This is a genomic window from Streptomyces sp. NPDC006510 (genome assembly GCF_040611955.1).
Classification (GTDB): Bacteria; Actinomycetota; Actinomycetes; order Streptomycetales; family Streptomycetaceae; genus Streptomyces.
In genome coordinates, this window is the sequence record NZ_JBEXPH010000047.1 from 1 (window position 1) to 17,435 (window position 17,435).

Here is a 17,435-nt window from a genome sequence, read left to right on the forward strand (position 1 = left end):
CGGTGGGGGTAGGGTGCCGGAGCCCTCGGGGGTCGATCTGGCGCGGGTGGCGTTGCGTGCGGCGAAGGAGCAGGCGCGGGCGCGTCGGGTGGTGGACCGGCTGGCCGGACTGCGCCCGGAGGCCGGCCTGCGGTGCGGCGTGGGTTCACCGCACCGGGGCCCGCTGGGCATCCGTACCTCCGCCCGGGAGGCCCGTGCCGCGGTGCCGCGCGGTGCGGGGTCCACGGTGGCGGCGCATGACGCGGTGGGCCTCGACCGGATGCTGCTGGAGTGGTACGCCTCCGACACGGCACGCGAGGCGGTCAGCGAACTCCTCGCCCCGGTACTGGCATTGGGCCCGGAACGCGCCGAGCCACTGCTGCGCACGCTCCAGGGATACCTGGACCACAACAACTCGCCCGCCCGCGCCGCGGACGCGCTCCATCTGCACCGGAACGCGGTGGGCGCCCGCATCCGCAAGATCGTCCAGCTGACCGGCGCCGATCTGAACCAGCCGGATGTCCGCCTCGCCCTCCAACTGGCCTGCCGCGCGGGCCTGTCCGCCACCCCGAACGAGCCGGGCACACCACGGACGGCCCAGGCCCCGCCCAACAGGACCTGAGGGGCGACCGTGCCGACAACCTCCCCCGTCCTCACCCGCGTCCGGGCCGCCCACGCCCGGATCGAAGCGGTGGACCGCCCCGAACTCTGGATCGATCTGCGCCCCCGGGACGAGGTGGAGGCGGAGGCCGAGCGGCTCGACGCCCGCCTGACCGCGGGCGAGCGCCTCCCCCTCGCGGGCCGCCTGCTGGCCGTCAAGGGCAACATCGACGTGGCCGGCCTCCCCACCACCGCGGGCTGCCCGTCGTACGCGTACGAGCCGGGCTCCGACGCCCCGGTGGTGGCCCGGCTACGGGCCGCCGGAGCCCTGGTGCTCGGCACGACCAACATGGACCAGTTCGCCACGGGCCTGACCGGCACCCGTTCCCCGTACGGCGCGGTGGCCTGCGTGTGTGATCCGGACCGGGTCGGCGGCGGCTCCAGCTCCGGTTCCGCGGTCGCCCTGGCCCTGGGCATCGTGGATCTCGCGCTGGGCACCGACACCGCGGGCTCCGGCCGTGTCCCCGCCGCGTTCAACGGCGTCTTCGGGCTGAAGCCGACCCGCGGTCTCGTCCCGACGGACGGTGTGGTCCCCGCCTGCGCGAGCCTGGACTGCGTCGCCGTCCTCGCCCGTACGCTCCCCGAGGCCGAACAGGCGATGGCCCTGATGGCCGACCCGGCCGCGCGGCCCGGTCGCTCCCGTGTCCCGGGCCCCTGGCGGATCGCGGTCCCGCCCACCGGGCAGCTGGGCGAACTCGCCCCGGGCTGGGCGGCGGCGTACGAGTCGACGGCCGCCCGGCTCCGCGCAGCGGGCGCGACGCTCGGGCCGATCGACCTGACGCCGTTCACCGAGACCGGCGCGATGCTGTACGGCGGTGCGTTCGTCGCCGAGCGCTACACCGCCGTCGGTGCGTTCATCGACCGCGCGCCCACCGCACCCGGCCTCGACCCCACGGTGGCCCGGATCATCACCGAGGCCCGCGACATCCCGGCGCACCGGCTCTTCGCCGATCAGGCCCGGCTGGTCGGCCTCCGTACCGGCGCGACGGCCGCACTCGGCGACGCGGACGCCCTCCTGCTGCCCACCGCGCCGGGGCACCCCACGCTCGCCGAGGTCGCCGCGGACCCGCTGGGCACCAATGCCCGCCTCGGCCGGTTCGCCGCCTCCACCAACCTGCTCGACCAGTGCGCGGTGGCGGTCCCCGCCGCTGAGGTGGACGGCCTGCCGTTCGGCGTGATGCTGATCGGCCCGGCGCACACCGACGCACGCCTGGCCCGGATCGCGGCCCTGCTGACACCGGATCAGGTCCCGGCCATTGATCCCGGAAACGGTTGACTGGTCACCAACACACCTGTTCCACTGGGCAGATGCGCCCTCAGCTGCGGCTGGTCACCCGCGACCACATCGACTTCGGTCGAGTGTGGTCCGCCTCGTGTTGCCGCTGACCGTTCCCGCGTCAGCACTTCACCCGACCGGTTTTCCGCAGCACGAGATGAGGCTTCGCCATGCCCGTCGAATTTCTCGGCATCGCAGCAACGAACGAAGGTTCCGAGGTGACCCCCCGCTCCGGGGCGTCCTTCGACAAGGAGTACACCCTCAAGCTGGCCCGCGCACACGAGGACCACGGCTGGGACCGGGTGCTGTTCGCCTACGGCTCCGGCTCCCCCGACCCGTCTCCGGCCGCCGCCTACGTCGCGGCCCGCACCGAGACGCTCCAGATCCTGGTGGCGCACCGCCCCAACGTCTCGTACCCGACGTTCGCGGCCAAGACCTTCGCGACCCTGGACCGGATCAGCGACGGCCGCCTCGCCGTGCACTTCATCACCGGAGGCAACGACCACGAGCAGCAGCGCGAGGGCGACTTCCTGACCAAGGACGAGCGGTACGCGCGCACCCGTGAGGCCATCCAGATCATCAAGAGGGCCTGGACCTCGCACGAGCCCTTCGACCACGAGGGCACGCACTACCGCTTCAACGACTTCGTGAGCGACACCTTCCCCGTACAACAGCCGCATCCGCGGGTCTCGTTCGGGGGTTCGTCACCGGCGGCGTACGCGGCAGGGGGCGCCGAGGCCGACATCTACTGCCTGTGGGGCGAGCCACTGGCACAGACCGCGGAGCAGATCGCCTCGGTGAAGGAGGCCGCGAAGGCGGCGGGCCGTACGGACGTGCCGAAGATACAGGTCGCCTTCCGCCCGATCATCGCACCGACCGAGGAACTGGCCTGGGAGAAGGCCCACCGCACCCTGGCCCGGATCAAGGCCCGAAAGTCGGGCAGGCCGCTGAACAACCCGGAGAACACGGGCTCCCGGCGACTCCTGGCGGTGGCCGCCGAGAGTGACCGCCACGACCGCGCCCTGTGGACACCGACCGCGGCGGAGACGGGCGGCGCCGGCAACTCGACAGCCCTGGTCGGAACGCCGGAGACAGTGGCACAGGCCCTGCTGGACTACTACGACCTCGGCGTGGAAATCCTGTCGGCCCGCGGCTACGACCTCCTGGACGACGCGATCGACTTCGGCCGGCACGTCATCCCGATAGTCCGCGAGGAAGTAGCCAAACGAGACGCGACCCGCGTAGCCGCCTGACAACACCCGACTCCCGGACGGACCGACCACAACCGGCCCCTCCGGGAGTCGGGTTCCAGCCCGCCCGGCGTTCGAGGACCGGGGTCCGGGGCAGCGCCCCAATTACGGGAAAGGGCGGGTAGGGGAACAGACCCGCCGCAGGCGCACCCGACCCACACCGCACCGCAACCCCCGCCCCGGAACTCGCACCCAGCGGACACCTCACCCCACAGAGCTGTACGCCACAACCCCCCGCAACACCGCATCCACCGCCTTATGCGCATTCCGCGCCACAGAACTCCCGTCCCGAGGCGCCGCAGCCGCAATCTGCCCCAGCACGTCGATCACCTGCTTGCACCACCGCACGAAGTCCCCGGCCGGCATCTCCGCCTCGCCCAGCACCTCGTCCAGCGTCCGCCCCGACGCCCACATGTAGACCGCCCACGCAAAGCCCAGATCGGGTTCGCGCTGCCCGACGCCCTCCGCCTGGTTGATCTTGAAGTCCTCTTCCAGGACATCGAGCCGGCCCCAGATCCGGACCATCTCGCCCATCGCGGTCTTCGCGGGGCCCGACGGCAGCTTCGGCGCCACCGCGTCATCGGCCTGCCGCGCCTCGTACACCAACGCCGAGACACACGCAGCGAGTTCGGCAGGGTTCAGCCCCTCCCACACCCCCGCCCGCAGGCACTCGCTCGCCAGCAGATCGAGCTCGCCGTAGAGCCGCGCCAGCCGGCGCCCGTGCTCGGTGACCTCGTGGCCCCGCAGATAGTCGAGCTCGGTGAGCAGCGCGACGATCCGGTCGAAGGTGCGGGCGATCGTGTTCGTCCGCCCCTCGATCCGCCGCTCCAGCTGCCTGGTGTCACGCTGCAACCGGTGATAGCGCTCGGCCCAACGCGCATGGTCCTCGCGCTCGTCGCACCCGTGGCAGGGATGCGCGCGCAGCTCCGCCCGGTAGCGGGCGATCTGCCGGTCGTCGGCCGCGACGGACCGCCCCTTGCGGTGCCGCTCGGGGGCTATGTGCCCGGCCTTGGTCCGCAGCGCGGAGGCCAGGTCGCGGCGCGACTGCGGAGAGCGCGGGTTGAACGACTTCGGCACCCGCATCCGCTCCAGCACCTCCACCGGAACCGGGAAGTCGATCGAGCCGAGCCGCTTGACCTGACGCTCGGCCGTGAGCACCAACGGCCGTGGCCCGTCGTGGTATTCGAGCCCGCGGTGGCCGTGCCCGTTGGTCCGCCCGGCGGGCAGTCCGGGGTCGAGGACCAGGGCCAGCCCGGCGAACTTGCCGGTGGGCACATGGATGACATCGCCGGGCTTGAGCCTCTCCAGGGACGCCGCGGCCTCGGCCCGCCGCTGCGTCGCCCCCTGCTTGGCGAGTTCGGTCTCCCGGTCCTTGAGGTCGCGGCGCAGCCGCGCGTACTCCTCGAAGTCGCCGAGGTGACAGGTCATGCCCTCCCGGTAGCCCTCCAGCCCCTCTTCGTTCTTCTGGACCTGCCGGGAGATACCGACCACCGACCGGTCCGCCTGGAACTGTGCGAAGGAGGTCTCCAGCAGCTCGCGCGAACGGTGCCGCCCGAACTGCTGAACCAGGTTGACGGCCATGTTGTAGGAGGGCCGGAAGCTGGATCGCAGCGGATACGTGCGGGTGCCCGCGAGTCCGGCCAGCGCCCCCGGGTCCATGCCGCGCTGCCACAGCACCACCGCGTGGCCCTCGACATCGATGCCGCGCCGCCCGGCCCGCCCGGTCAGCTGGGTGTACTCGCCGGGTGTGATGTCGGCGTGCTGCTCGCCGTTCCACTTGACGAGCTTCTCCAACACCACCGAGCGCGCGGGCATGTTGATGCCGAGGGCCAACGTCTCCGTGGCGAAGACGGCCTTGACGAGCCCGCGTACGAACAGCTCCTCGACGACTTCCTTGAACGTCGGCAGCATGCCCGCGTGGTGCGCGGCGATGCCCCGCTCCAGCCCTTCGAGCCACTCGTAGTAGCCCAGGACATGGAGGTCCTCGCCGGGAATGGACGCGGTCCGCTCCTCGACGATCTCGCGGACCAGGCGCCGCTTCTCCTCGTCGTTGAGCCGCAGTCCGGCCTGCAGACACTGCTGCACGGCGGCCTCGCAGCCGGCCCGGCTGAAGATGAACGTGATGGCGGGGAGCAGCCCTTCGGCGTCCAGCCGGTCGATGACCTCCGGCCTCGCCGGGGTCCAGATCCGGCTGCGCTGGCGCCGCTCGCGCTCACGGTCCGCCTCGCGGACCATCTTGCCGCGGCGCCGCTCACGGGGGTTGTAACCGCGCTGGTTCTCCATCCGGGCGAGCCGGATGAGATCGGGGTTGACCTCGCGGCGGCCGATGCCGCGGCCGCCGTGGTCGGTCTCCTCCTCGAAGAGGTCGTACATCCGGCGGCCCGCCAGCACATGCTGCCAGAGCGGCACGGGGCGGTGCTCGGAGACGATCACCTGAGTGTCACCGCGGACGGTGTCCAGCCAGTCGCCGAACTCCTCGGCGTTGGACACGGTCGCCGACAGTGACACGAGGGTCACGGAGTCCGGAAGGTGAATGATCACTTCCTCCCAGACGGCACCCCGGAAGCGGTCGGAGAGGTAGTGCACCTCGTCCATCACCACATAGCCGAGGCCCCGCAGCGCCTGCGAGCCCGCGTACAGCATGTTCCGCAGCACCTCGGTGGTCATGACGACCACCGGGGCATCGGCGTTGACGCTGTTGTCGCCGGTCAGCAGGCCGACCTTCTCCGGTCCGTAGCGCTTGACCAGGTCGGCGAACTTCTGGTTGGACAGGGCCTTGATGGGGGTGGTGTAGAAGCACTTGCGGCCCTGTGTCAGGGCGAGGTGCACGGCGAATTCGCCGACGATCGTCTTGCCCGAGCCGGTCGGGGCCGCGACGAGCACCCCCTTGCCGGCCTCCAGGGCCTCGCAGGCCTCGATCTGATAAGGGTCCAGATCGAATTCGTACAACTCGCGGAAGGGCGCGAGTGCGGTGGCCAGCTCGGCGGCGCGGATCCGAGAAGCCTGGTATCGCTCAGCTGGGGAGAGGTCCTCTGTCATCTTGCTTACGAGCCTACCCGCCACCTCTGACACCAGGCACGATCTTTAAATCCCGCCGGAAGAACCCGGTGCGAGCACTCGCGCGGCGCCCGGCACGCAGTGCGCGGTGAGCGGCAGCGCCCCGAGTTGCTCACCGTCCGCGTACGCGGTGACACCGGCTGCGGTCAGTTCGATGGAGGAGACCCGGTGCACGGTGACCTTGGGGTGGTCGAGGTGCGTTCCCTTGTAGACGCGGGGGAAGACCTTGAGCAGGGTGGTGCGGCTGCAGTCCCCGACGACGGTCACGTCGAACAGCCCGTCGTCCATCACCGCGTCCGCGCAGATCCGCATGCCGCCGCCGTACGTCGATCCGTTGCCTACGGCGATGAGCGTCGCCTCGATCTCCCTGACCGGTCCGCCGTCCAGCCTGACGCGGTACGGAATGGGCTTGAACGCGGCGAGTTCGGCGAGGATCGCCAGGTCGTACTTGAACCGCCCGCCGACCCATCTCATCCGGTTCCCCCGGTCGTTGACCCGGGAGTCGAAACCGGAGGCGAGCACCGACCCGAACCACCGCTCACCGACCCGGCCCAGGTCGATCTCACGGACGGCGCCGCCCTTGAGTACCTCGGCGGCCAGCCGTCCGGCGGCGGCCGGATCCCGTATCGGCAGTCCGAGCGCGCGGGCGAAGTCGTTCCCGGTGCCGACGGCCACGACCCCGAGCGGGGTCATCGTTCCCGCGACGGCCTGCAGGGCGAGCGACATCACGCCGTCCCCACCCACGGCTATCAGGGCACCGGTCCCGCCCGCGACGGCCTCACGGGCCCGCCGCAGGGCGTCGTCGGCGTCCTCGCCGAGGACCGTACGCACGGAGAATCCGGCGTCCCGCAACGCGGAAGCGGCCGGCTGCGCGGCGTGCGCGCCCCGGCCGCGTCCTGCGGTGGGATTGACAAAAAGGGTGATCTCGCTGGTCACCCGGGGACCCTACAAGGTCAGGTGATGTCGTCGTAACCGTTGCCCCGGTCACGGTCCGAGCTCGCCTGCGTGGGCAACGACCGGCTGGACGAGACCGATTCGATCTCACCGATGTCCTCGGGGGTGAGGTCCAGCTCCGAAGCCTCGTCGTCGTCAAGGCCAGCATCGGGATTGGAACGCTGCCTGCGCTTGTCGTTGAGAAGGGAGAAACCCACCGCGATGAAGTAGAGCACCGCGAGCGGACCCGAGAGCAGAAGCATCGAGATGGGATCGCCGCCCGGTGTCGCGATGGCCGCGAACGCGGTGAGTCCGACGATCATCCCGCGCCACCAGCGCAGCATGCGAGCGCCGGACAGGACCCCGGTAATATTGAGCAGGACCAGCAGCAGTGGCAGCTCGAAGGCCAGCCCGAAGACGATCACCATGCGGGTGATCAAGTCGAGAAAGTCGTCAAGCGGCAGCAGGTTCTTCACGTTGTCGGGCGTGAACCCCAGCATGATCTGGGCCGTCTGCGGCAGGATCTCGTACGCCAGGTAGGCGCCGGCCAGGAAGAGCGGCACCCCGGCCGCGACGAAGGCCACCGCGTGGCGCTTCTCGTGCTTGTGAAGGCCCGGGGCCACAAATGCCCACAGCTGGTAGAGCCAGACGGGGGTGGCCGCCAACACACCCGTCATCAGGGACACCTTCAACGCGATGGTAAACGGTGACAGCAGACCGTTGGTGGTCATCTCCGCGCACGGTCGACCATTGATCATGGTCACGGCGCCGTTCTTGCAGCCGACCGAATCCAGGATCGGCTTCATCAGGAACTCGAAGATTTCCTTCTGGAAGAACGCTGCCGCGATCACGGCAATCACGATGGCCAGGACCGACTTCAGCAGTCGATCGCGCAGCTCACGCAGGTGATCGAGGAGAGGCATCCGCCCCTCGTCGTCTTTCTCCTGCTTGCGGGCAGACTTGAGCAACCCACTTCCCTCGTCTCGTGCGGCAGCTGTCGGTGGAGCGGGTCAGCTGTCAGTTCTGGGTGGTGGGCTTGGCCTCGCTGACCGGACGGGCGCTGCTGACGTCTCCCGGAGCGGCCTGAATGGTACGGGCGGGTGCTGCCTGCGGTGCGGTGTCCGCGGCGGTCTCCGTGGTGGGCCCTGCAGGCTCCGCGTCGTCCTTCTTCATGGCCTTGGCCTCACTCTTGAGGATGCGGGCCGACTTGCCGAGCGAACGCGCCATGTCGGGAAGCTTCTTGGCACCGAAGAGCAGCAAGATGACGGCGATGATCAGAACGATCTCGAGGGGCTTCAGATTGCCGATCATGTGCGACTTCCTTCTCACTGAGGCGACTGGAGGGCGGGCTCGCTACCCATTCGGCCGGACACACGTCCAACCTGCGCGCTGACAGCGATCGTAACCCGCAGGGGTAAACGCAAGGCAATGCCCGTGCATACTCCCGCTTGCGGCCCGCGCCTCCCCCTGGGCCGATGCCCAGCAGCGTACCTCCGTGCCAGTGGATCAAGAGCCCGCTCCCCTGCTAGCGCAGTGCCTCGCCGGTCGCGGCAAGGTCCGTCGCCGCTCTTTCGAGGTCCTCCGCCGCCCGGTTGATGCGCTGGGTGGTCCGCGTCACCTGGCTCCCGAGCCGCTGGGCCTCGATGAAGACCTTGACGGCCAGCACGCCGAGTACGGCGATCCCCAGAAATCCCAGGGCGATGGCGAGCATGGGCCAGAACATGGGCAGAGCCTCGATGTGTCTAGGTGTCCGACGGTGTGGAAGAGGTCTAGATGCCGGTGTGGAGGCGCAGCGTCCGCACCCCGCCCCTGCTGAGGAGGTCGACTATCCGTTCCCCCGCGGGTTTGCGGACGGCCGCACCGCACTGCGGGCAGGTGAAGGAGTAGAAGGTCGTCCGGCGGCTCGCCCCCACGGCGAGGCGAATCGCACCCGCGGCGAGTTCGAACCGTTCACGGCAGTCCGGGCAGGCGGCCTTGAACCGTACGGACTCGGGCACCACCACGGTCGGCACACCTGACACCACAGACATATTGCTCATATCTCCCTCAGGCTTCCGCTCAGACCGGTTCGTCGTACGCGGCCAGTGCCGCACGGGCCGCCTGCTGTGCGCTCCGCGCCAGCTCCGGCGGGGAGACGATGCGGCCCTCGCCGCCCAGTCGCAGCGCGAGCCTGCGCAGCGAGGCCGGGTCGGGGGTGCGCAGGGCGATCCGCAGCCCGCCGTCGGACAACTCCTGCGCGCTGTCGTGCGGGTAGTACTCGGCGACCCAGCGTCCGCCGGGGCCCACCTCGACGACGACTTCCGGGTCCTCGGCGGCCGGCTGGACAAGCCCCTCGGACAGATCCCGCAGTTCCAGCTCGGGCGGCGCGGCGGGCTCGTCCAGCAGCCGGATCTCGGCCACCCGGTCGAGCCGGAACGTACGCCGGTCCTCGGACGACCTGCACCAGGCCTCCATGTACGTGTGCCCCACGGCGAACAGCCGGATCGGGTCCACCTCGCGCTCGGTGAGTTCGTCGCGCGCGGGCGAGTAGTAGCGCAGCCAGAGCCGGCGCCGCTCGGAGATCGCCCGGTCGACATCGGCGAAGACGCCGCCCTCCGACTCGAAGGTGACCGAGAGCCGGGAGCTCGCCGCCCCCACCTCGCCGGCCGCGGTCTCCAGCTTCGCGGTGGCCCGCAGCAGCGCCTGCCGGTCGCTCTCGCGCAGCCCCGGCAGCGTGGCCACGGCACGGGCGGCGACCAGCAGGGCCGTCGCCTCGTCGGCGGCGAGCCGCAGCGGCTCGGCGACGTCGTCCGGGTTGTGCCACCAGATGCGGTCGCCGTCGGTGTCGATGTCCAGCAGATCCCCGCCGCGGAAGCTCGTCCCGCACATGGGCAGTACGTCGAGGTCCGAGATCAGTTCGTCCTCGGTGATCCCGAAGGCACGGGCGACGTCCTGGACATGGGCGCCGGGGCGCTCGCGCAGATACGTCACCAGGGAGAGCATCCGGCGGGTCTGGTCGATCGCGTTCGTGGCCATCAGTGCCGTCCCTCTCTCAGTCCTTGGCCACGGCGCGCAGCCGGTCCACCACATCGGCCCGCAGATCGGCGGGTTCCTGCACGACGACGTCCGGACCGAACTCGACGAGCCAGGCGTCCAGCCCGTGACCGTACGGAATCTCCAACTCGTCCCAGCCGTTCCCGAGTTCCCGGACCGACACGGCGCGCGAGCGCAGCGGGTAGCCGGCCCCGGTACGCAGCCTGATCAGCGCGGTCCGGGTCGCCGTCTCCCCCGCCCAGCTCTCGACGGTCTCGCGCACGGTCACGACGTCGGGCACCTCGGCGGTGAACGCCCCGGCCCGGGAGCGGACCCGGCCGGTGATCCGGGAGAGCCGGAACACCCGCTCGGCGCCGCGGTCCCGGTCCCAGCCGGCCAGATACCAGTGTCCGCGCCAGCACTCCAGGGTCCACGGCTCGACCTGGCGCTGTTCGGGCTTGGCGGCATTGCCCTTGCGGTAGTCGAAGGTGACCGGACGGCGGTCGCGGCAGGCCAGCATCAGCGGCTCGAACGCCGCCTCATGGACGGGGATGCGCGGTTCGAGGGCGCTGTGCACCTCGTACGTGTCCTCGGCCTCCGGCATGCCGGCGGCCCGCAGCTTCTGGAGCGCACCGCTGGCCGCACCGGCCAGCCGCGCCTGCTGCCAGACCTTGGCGGCCAGTCCGAGCGCGGCGGCCTCCTCGGCGTCCAGCGTGATCGGGGGCAGCCGGTTGCTGTCGCGGCGGGCGAGATATCCCGTCTCGCCGTCCAGGTTCTCCACGGTCTCGATGATCAGTCCGAGCTCGCGCAGATCGTCCTTGTCGCGCTCGAACATCCGGTTGAAGGCGTCGTCGGAGCCCGCTTCCAGATAGGCCTCGATGGAACCGCGCAGTTCGCGCTTGCTGAGCGGTCGGCGGGTCCCCAGCAGACACAGCGCCAGGTTCATCAGCCGCTCGGCCTTGGCAATCGCCATCGACGCCCTTTCTGTTTCGCTCTACGACCGTCGACCGTACCGCTACGCGGTGTCGGGACAAAAGCGAGGGCCCGTGCCTGGCGGCACGGGCCCTCGTATCGCACGGAGGCGGATCAGACGGCGACCAGGTCGCAGACGAAGATCAGCGTCTCGCCGGGCGCGATGCGGCCGCCACCGGCGCCGCGGTCGCCGTACGCGAGGTGCGCGGGAATGGTCAGCTGACGACGGCCGCCGACCTTCATGCCCTGCACGCCCTGGTCCCAGCCGGCGATGACCTGGCCGGCACCGAGCTGGAACTGCAGCGGGGTGCCGCGGTTCCAGGAGGCGTCGAACTCCTCGCCGGTGGAGAAGGCCACGCCCACGTAATGGACGGAGACAGTGGCGCCCTTCTCGGCAACCGGTCCGTCGCCTTCCCAGATGTCCTTGATCTCCAGATCGGCCGGCGGCTCGCCACCCGGGAAGTCGATCTCGGGCTTCTCGATGCTCACTGACTTGCTCCTCTTACTGATGAACTGCTGGGCAACCGGGACAGTCTTACATCTTCGCCAGGAGGTCCACGGCGAAGACCAGCGTGGACTTGGCGGGGATGGTCTGCTGCGCCTTGTCCCCGAAGCCCTGGTCCGGCGGGATGACGAGGAGCACACGGCTGCCGATCTTCTTGCCGACCAGACCGTTCTTCAGGCCCTTCAGGGTCACCTGGGCGAGCGGGAAGGTCTGCGTCTTGCCCGCGCTGTAGGTGCTGTCGAACGTCTTGCCGTCCTTCCACGTCAGTGCGACGTAGTTCACGACGACGCTGTCGGTGTCCTTCACGACCTCGCCCTTGGACTCCAGGATGTAGTTGGAGACGAGCTTCGTGGGCGGGTCGGTCTTGGTCGGGACGGTGACCTTGGGGGCCTTGCCGTCGGTGTTGGTGCCGACCTTCGGCAGGTCGATGTTGTCCTGGGCGACCTCGGTGCCCTTGGCGGAGGCCGGGATCTGCGTCGACTTCAGGACGTCGACGACGAAGACGAGCGTGGCGTTGGGCTTGATGTCGCCCTGGCCCTGGGCGCCGTAACCGAGGTCCGGCGGAATGACCAGCTGGACCCTGCTGCCGACCTTCTGGCCGACGAGACCCTTGTCCCAGCCCTGGATGACCATGCCGGCGCCGAGGGTCAGGTCGAACGGCTGCTTGCGGTCGAAACTGTTGTCGAACGGCTTGTCGGAGTCCCAGGACTGGCCGAGGTAGTTGACCTGGATCGCGTCGCCGTTCTTGAGCGTGGCGCCGTCTCCCTGGCTGACGACTCTGGTCTTCAGCTTCTTGGGCGGGTTCCCCGTGCCCTTGGCCAGGGTCGGCTTCTCACCGAATTTCGCGCCCGCGGTGATCGCGGGGAACCCGTCCTTCGACGCGGCGGAAGCGGAAACGGAATCGGAGCCCTTTTCTTCGCCGCACGCTGTCAACAGCAACAGGGGGACGACGAGAAGGCCGGCAAGTCGGCGCACTTGTTCCTCAGATCTCAGACGGCACGGTTGGTTGAGTCCCCGACACTCTAGGGCGTACGCAGGGCCCCGTACGAGGAACGTACGGGGCCCGCGTCGCGTCGGCGGCCGGGATCGTGCTGTACCGGCTCACATACCCGCGATCAATTTCTCCACACGGTCGTCCACCGAACGGAACGGGTCCTTGCACAACACCGTGCGCTGCGCCTGGTCGTTGAGCTTGAGGTGCACCCAGTCGACGGTGAAGTCCCGCCGCTGCTCCTGCGCCCTGCGGATGAAGTCGCCGCGCAGCCGCGCCCTGGTCGTCTGCGGGGGCACGGACTTGCCCTCGAAGATCTTCAGGTCGTTGCAGACGCGGGCGGCCTGTCCCTTGCGCTCCAGCAGGTAGTACAGGCCGCGACGGCGGTGGATGTCGTGGTACGCGAGGTCTATCTGGGCGACCCGCGGATGCGACATGGTCATGTTGTGCTTGGCCCGGTACCGCTCGATGAGCTTGTACTTCATCACCCAGTCGATCTCGGTCTCGATCCGGTCGAGGTCCTCGGCCTCGATCGCGTCGAGCGTACGGCCCCAGAGCTCCAGGACCTGTGCGACGGTTCCGGTACGGATGCCACGGCGGTCGACGAAGTCGACGGCCTTCTCGTAGTACTCGCGCTGCACCTCGATGGCGGACGCCTCACGGCCACTGGCCAGGCGCACCTTGCGCTGCCCGGTGGTGTCGTGGCTGACCTCGCGGATCGCCCGGATCGGGTTCTCCAGCGTCAGATCCCGCATCACCGTGCCCGCTTCGATCATGCGGAGCACCAGATCGGTCGCGCCGACCTTGAGCAGCATGGTCGTCTCGGACATGTTGGAGTCACCGACGATGACGTGAAGGCGGCGATACCGCTCCGCGTCCGCGTGCGGTTCGTCACGTGTATTGATGATCGGGCGGGAACGCGTGGTCGCGGAACTGACGCCCTCCCAGATGTGCTCGGCACGCTGGCTGACGCAGTAGACCGCGCCCCGGGGGGTCTGCAGCACCTTGCCCGCGCCGCAGATCAGCTGCCTCGTGACGAGGAAGGGAATGAGGATGTCCGCGAGCCGGGAGAATTCTCCGTGCCGTGCCACGAGGTAGTTCTCATGACATCCGTAGGAGTTTCCCGCCGAGTCGGTGTTGTTCTTGAAGAGATAGACGTCGCCCGCGATTCCCTCCTCGTGCAGGCGGCGTTCGGCGTCGACGAGCAGGCCTTCGAGAATGCGCTCGCCGGCCTTGTCGTGGGTGACCAATTCGGTCAGGTTGTCGCATTCGGGGGTTGCATATTCCGGATGCGATCCCACGTCGAGGTAGAGGCGGGCGCCGTTCCGCAGAAAGACATTGCTGCTGCGGCCCCATGACACAACACGGCGGAAGAGGTAGCGCGCCACTTCATCAGGGGACAGTCGGCGCTGTCCCCTGAACGTGCACGTGACGCCGTACTCGTTCTCCAGCCCGAAAATGCGGCGGTCCATGACTGAACATTACGCCTGATGGCCTGTGCTGAAACCGGGTTCGACAGCACCGTTTCGATCATTTTCCGATCCCTGTGCGGCAACGGCCGTACGCCCGGGAACTGCGAGTACCCTTCCCGTCGCCAGCAGGACGAGCAGCGCCGCCACCCCACCGGCCCCCGCGACGGCGAAACTCCACGACGTGCCGCCCAGCTCGACGGCCGGGCCCGCCACGGCCGTTCCGGCCGCCGCGCCCACCCCGAACGTCGTCACCAGCCAGGAGAACGCCTCGGTCACGGTGCCCTGCGGAGCATGCCGGTCGACCACGATGAAGGAGCACGCGATCGCGGGCGCCAGAAAGACTCCGGCCACTGCCGCCAGTGCGGTCATGGCGACCACTCCGGGGGTCAGTATCAGCGGCAGATAGCCCAGTGCCAGCAGCGCGACGATGACCCGCAGCCGGCGCTCGGGCGCCCCGGCCCACTGCCGCGCCCCGTAGACGGCGCCGCCGATCAGCGCGCCCAGCCCGAGCGCGGCCATCAGCCAGCCGTACACCGACTCCCGGCCGTGGTCGTCGGCGTAGGCCACACCGGCCACCGTGATCGAGCCCAGCGCGAGTCCGACGAAGAAGAACGATCCGAGCAGCGCCAGCAGCCCCCGCGAGCGCAGCGCGCCCAGCCAGTGCGCCTCGCGGGGTGCGGAGCGCCAGGCCCGGGAGGGCTCGGAGAGGACGACGGAGAGCGCCCCCAGGACCCCTATCGCGTTGATGACGAGCAGGGCGGCGGCGGGTGACCAGAGGGAGACCAGCACCGTCACCAGCAGCGGACCCACGGTGAACATGACTTCCTGGGCGACGGCGTCCATGGCGTACGCCCGGTGCACCCGGTCCTCACTGCCCAGGACACTCGGCCACAGGGCCCGCAGGCCGCCCTCCAGCGGCGGCGTGAAGACGCCGGCCACGATCACCGCCCCGTAGGCCAGCGGTAGCGATCCCAGGCCCACCAGGGCCAGCAGGGCCATACCCAGTGCCGACACCACGGCGGCCGGGAGCTGGACGCGTGGCTGGCCGTACAGGTCCACGGCTCGGCCCAGCAGCGGCTGCCCGACCGCGGTGGACAGCCCGTACACGGCCGCGAGGGCGCCGGCGAGGGTGTAGCTGCCGCCCTCGGCCCTGGTGAAGAGCACGATGGCGATATGGGCGGTGCCGTTCGGCAGTCGCCCCACCAGGGTTCCCGCCAGCAGGCGGGCGGCATGCCGCGCCCGGAGGATGTCCAGATATCCCGCGGCCATGTCCCGTCGCCCCTCTCCCTCGGGCACTCTTCCGGCACCCAGAGGTTTTACGTATAACGTCGAGGTTCATACGTACCATGTGCCCAGTCCGCAGGTCCACCTCACGGTGCCTGCCCCGACCGGCCCGGAGGCCCGAGTGACCAGCGCACCACAGCCCGCCCCGACCCGGCCCACCAGCCGCGACGTCGCGCGGGCCGCAGGCGTCTCGCAGGCCACCGTCTCCCTCGTGCTCGGCGGCAAATGGCGGGGCAGGGTCTCCGAGGCCACCGCCGAACGCGTACGGCAGGCCGCCCACGGCCTCGGCTACCGGCCCAATCTCGCCGCTCGCAACCTGCGCCTCGGCCGCACCAGGACCGCGCTGCTGGTCGTCCCCGCGCTGACCAACGAGTTCTTCGCACGCGTCTACACCGGCGCCGCAGCGGTCGCCGCCGAACACGGCTTCGGTGTCGTCCTCTACCCGTCCCCCGACGGCACAGGTCCGGCCAGGGACCCCTTCGCCTCGGCGAGCGCCTCCCTGGACGGCGTGATCGCCTCATCCATGGCCGCCGGCGCACTCGACGAGCTGCGCGGCGCGGGCCTGCCGCTGGTCATGCTCGACAGCGACCCGGCGGACACCGGTGTCGCGGCACGCGTCAATCTGGACATCGCCGACGGAATGCGGCAGGTCGCGGAGCATCTCCTCGCCCTCGGCCACCGCCGCTTCGTCCACCTGGCCTCGGCGGTCGACTCCTGGACCTTCGCGGTGCGCGGCCGGGCGCTCCACGAGGCCCTGCGGGCGGTGCCCGGCACCTCCGTACGGACCGCCGCGGCGGCGCTCGACGTCCACGCGGGCCGCTTCGCGGCCGAGCGCGCCCTCGCCGCCCCGGGCCCCCGGCCCACCGCCCTCGTCTGCGACGACGACATCCTCGCCGCGGGAGCCTGCAAAGCCGCCCGCAGACTCGGCCTCCGGGTGCCCGACGACCTGTCCGTCACCGGGTTCGACGATCTGGCGCTGGCCACGGCCGTCGAGCCGGAACTGACCACCGTGCGGCTGCCCGCCGAGCAGGTCGGCGAGCGCGGCATGGCCGCGCTGCTGGCGGTCCTGGACGACCGTCCCACCGAGACCGGCAGCCTCCCCGTGCGCCTGGTGACTCGCGGCTCCTCGGCGCCCCCGCCCGCGGACGCTCCGCACGCATGACCGTGCCCCGGCCCGCCGGGACGGCGGACCGGGGCACGGACAGAGCGGTGGACCGTCCCTCGACGGACTACTCCACGTCACCGCCGGAGTCGGTGGACTTGGGGGCGTCCGTCCCGGCGGCGGGCTCGGTGCCCTCGCTCTCCTCGGTGTCGGACGGGGCATCCGTCGGCGCGGAGCCGCCGTCCGCCTCCAGCAGCCGCGCCAGCTGCCTGCCGACGATCCGCTTGAACTTCCGCTGCTGCGGCCGCGTACGGTCCAGTACCGCGACCTCCAGCCGCTCCGCGGGGATCTCCCGCTCACTGCCGTTGGGATCGCGCGACAGCGCCTGCACCGCCAGCTTGAGCGCCTCGGCGAGCGTCATCCCGTCGCGGTGCCGCTGGTCCAGGAAGGTGCTGATCTGCTCGGCGTTGCCACCGACCGCGACCGAGCCGTGCTCGTCGACGATCGAGCCGTCGTGCGGCAGCCGGTAGATCTGGTCGCCCTCCGGCTCGGCGCCCACCTCGGCGACCACCAGCTCCACCTCGTACGGCTTCTCGGCCGCACTGGAGAAAATGGTGCCCAGCGTCTGCGCGTAGACGTTGGCCAGCCCACGGGCCGTCACATCGTCACGGTCGTAGGTGTACCCGCGCAGATCGGCATAGCGCACGCCGCCGATGCGGAGATTCTCGTACTCGTTGTACTTTCCGGCGGCGGCGAAACCGATCCGGTCATAGATCTCGCTGAACTTGTGCAGCGCACGGGACGGGTTCTCGCCGACGAACACAATGCCGTCGGCATACTGCAGCACAACCAGGCTGCGACCACGGGCGATGCCCTTCCGGGCGTATTCCGCCCGGTCGGCCATGGCCTGCTGAGGTGAGACATAGAACGGCGTCGACACCG

16 protein-coding genes and 1 pseudogene are annotated in these 17,435 nt (G+C 70.1%); 4 read left to right on the forward strand and 13 right to left on the reverse strand.

All coding sequences use genetic code 11. The features are described from left to right. The 3 genes and pseudogenes from ABZY11_RS16800 to ABZY11_RS16810 all read left to right on the forward strand — a co-directional run. Nucleotides 1-601 (forward strand): helix-turn-helix domain-containing protein (locus ABZY11_RS16800; protein ID WP_356479844.1); only part of this gene is annotated, 601 nt, incomplete at its 5' end. Nucleotides 602-610: 9 nt separating this feature from the next. Beyond that, a pseudogene (locus tag ABZY11_RS16805) lies at nt 611-1,882 on the forward strand (allophanate hydrolase); the annotation flags it as partial. Nucleotides 1,883-2,085: 203 nt separating this feature from the next. Further along, nucleotides 2,086-3,168 carry an LLM class flavin-dependent oxidoreductase gene (locus tag ABZY11_RS16810; protein ID WP_356479845.1) on the forward strand — a complete coding sequence of 361 codons (1,083 nt, stop codon included), beginning with the start codon at nt 2,086-2,088 and terminating at the stop codon, nt 3,166-3,168. 201 nt (nt 3,169-3,369) lie between these two features. On the opposite strand, the gene ABZY11_RS16815 is transcribed toward ABZY11_RS16810, so the two are convergent. From ABZY11_RS16815 to ABZY11_RS16870, 12 genes are all read right to left on the reverse strand, one after another. Continuing rightward, nucleotides 3,370-6,204, reverse strand: a complete 2,835-nt coding sequence (locus tag ABZY11_RS16815; RefSeq protein ID WP_356479846.1) for a DEAD/DEAH box helicase — start codon at nt 6,202-6,204, stop codon at nt 3,370-3,372. Nucleotides 6,205-6,249: 45 nt separating this feature from the next. Beyond that, nucleotides 6,250-7,158, reverse strand: coding sequence for a diacylglycerol kinase (locus ABZY11_RS16820; protein ID WP_356479847.1), 909 nt, complete (start codon nt 7,156-7,158; stop codon nt 6,250-6,252). Between the two features lie 17 nt (nt 7,159-7,175). Beyond that, on the reverse strand, nt 7,176-8,123 hold the full coding sequence (gene tatC / locus ABZY11_RS16825; protein ID WP_356479848.1) for a twin-arginine translocase subunit TatC: 948 nt from the start codon (nt 8,121-8,123) through the stop codon (nt 7,176-7,178). A gap of 49 nt (nt 8,124-8,172) precedes the next feature. Continuing rightward, on the reverse strand, nt 8,173-8,466 hold the full coding sequence (gene tatA, locus ABZY11_RS16830) for a Sec-independent protein translocase subunit TatA (protein ID WP_072484415.1): 294 nt from the start codon (nt 8,464-8,466) through the stop codon (nt 8,173-8,175). A 214-nt stretch (nt 8,467-8,680) separates the two neighbouring features. Then, nucleotides 8,681-8,878 carry a hypothetical protein gene (locus ABZY11_RS16835; RefSeq protein WP_356479849.1) on the reverse strand — a complete coding sequence of 66 codons (198 nt, stop codon included), beginning with the start codon at nt 8,876-8,878 and terminating at the stop codon, nt 8,681-8,683. A 46-nt stretch (nt 8,879-8,924) separates the two neighbouring features. Then, the gene (locus ABZY11_RS16840) at nt 8,925-9,194 is read right to left on the reverse strand and encodes a hypothetical protein (protein WP_356479850.1); all 270 of its coding nucleotides are present in this window, start codon (nt 9,192-9,194) and stop codon (nt 8,925-8,927) included. Nucleotides 9,195-9,213: 19 nt separating this feature from the next. Beyond that, nucleotides 9,214-10,170: a WYL domain-containing protein gene (locus tag ABZY11_RS16845; protein WP_356479851.1), complete on the reverse strand. Its 957-nt coding sequence runs from the start codon at nt 10,168-10,170 to the stop codon at nt 9,214-9,216. A 16-nt stretch (nt 10,171-10,186) separates the two neighbouring features. Beyond that, nucleotides 10,187-11,140 carry a WYL domain-containing protein gene (locus ABZY11_RS16850; protein ID WP_356479852.1) on the reverse strand — a complete coding sequence of 318 codons (954 nt, stop codon included), beginning with the start codon at nt 11,138-11,140 and terminating at the stop codon, nt 10,187-10,189. A 113-nt stretch (nt 11,141-11,253) separates the two neighbouring features. Beyond that, nucleotides 11,254-11,628, reverse strand: coding sequence for an FKBP-type peptidyl-prolyl cis-trans isomerase (locus ABZY11_RS16855; protein WP_124718714.1), 375 nt, complete (start codon nt 11,626-11,628; stop codon nt 11,254-11,256). Between the two features lie 46 nt (nt 11,629-11,674). Beyond that, on the reverse strand, nt 11,675-12,619 hold the full coding sequence (locus ABZY11_RS16860) for an FKBP-type peptidyl-prolyl cis-trans isomerase (RefSeq protein WP_356479853.1): 945 nt from the start codon (nt 12,617-12,619) through the stop codon (nt 11,675-11,677). Between the two features lie 126 nt (nt 12,620-12,745). Beyond that, nucleotides 12,746-14,107, reverse strand: coding sequence for a Pup--protein ligase (gene pafA, locus ABZY11_RS16865; protein ID WP_093541264.1), 1,362 nt, complete (start codon nt 14,105-14,107; stop codon nt 12,746-12,748). 9 nt (nt 14,108-14,116) lie between these two features. Continuing rightward, nucleotides 14,117-15,376, reverse strand: coding sequence for an MFS transporter (locus ABZY11_RS16870; protein ID WP_356479854.1), 1,260 nt, complete (start codon nt 15,374-15,376; stop codon nt 14,117-14,119). Between the two features lie 136 nt (nt 15,377-15,512). Here ABZY11_RS16870 and ABZY11_RS16875 point away from each other — a divergent pair, with 136 nt between their 5' ends. Then, a complete protein-coding gene (locus ABZY11_RS16875) occupies nt 15,513-16,553 on the forward strand; it encodes a LacI family DNA-binding transcriptional regulator (protein ID WP_356479855.1) in 1,041 nt (346 codons plus the stop codon). Nucleotides 16,554-16,620: 67 nt separating this feature from the next. Here the strand turns inward: ABZY11_RS16875 and prcA are convergent, their stop codons facing one another. Next, a complete protein-coding gene (gene prcA, locus ABZY11_RS16880) occupies nt 16,621-17,433 on the reverse strand; it encodes a proteasome subunit alpha (protein ID WP_356479856.1) in 813 nt (270 codons plus the stop codon). Between the last annotated feature and the right edge of the window lie 2 nt (nt 17,434-17,435).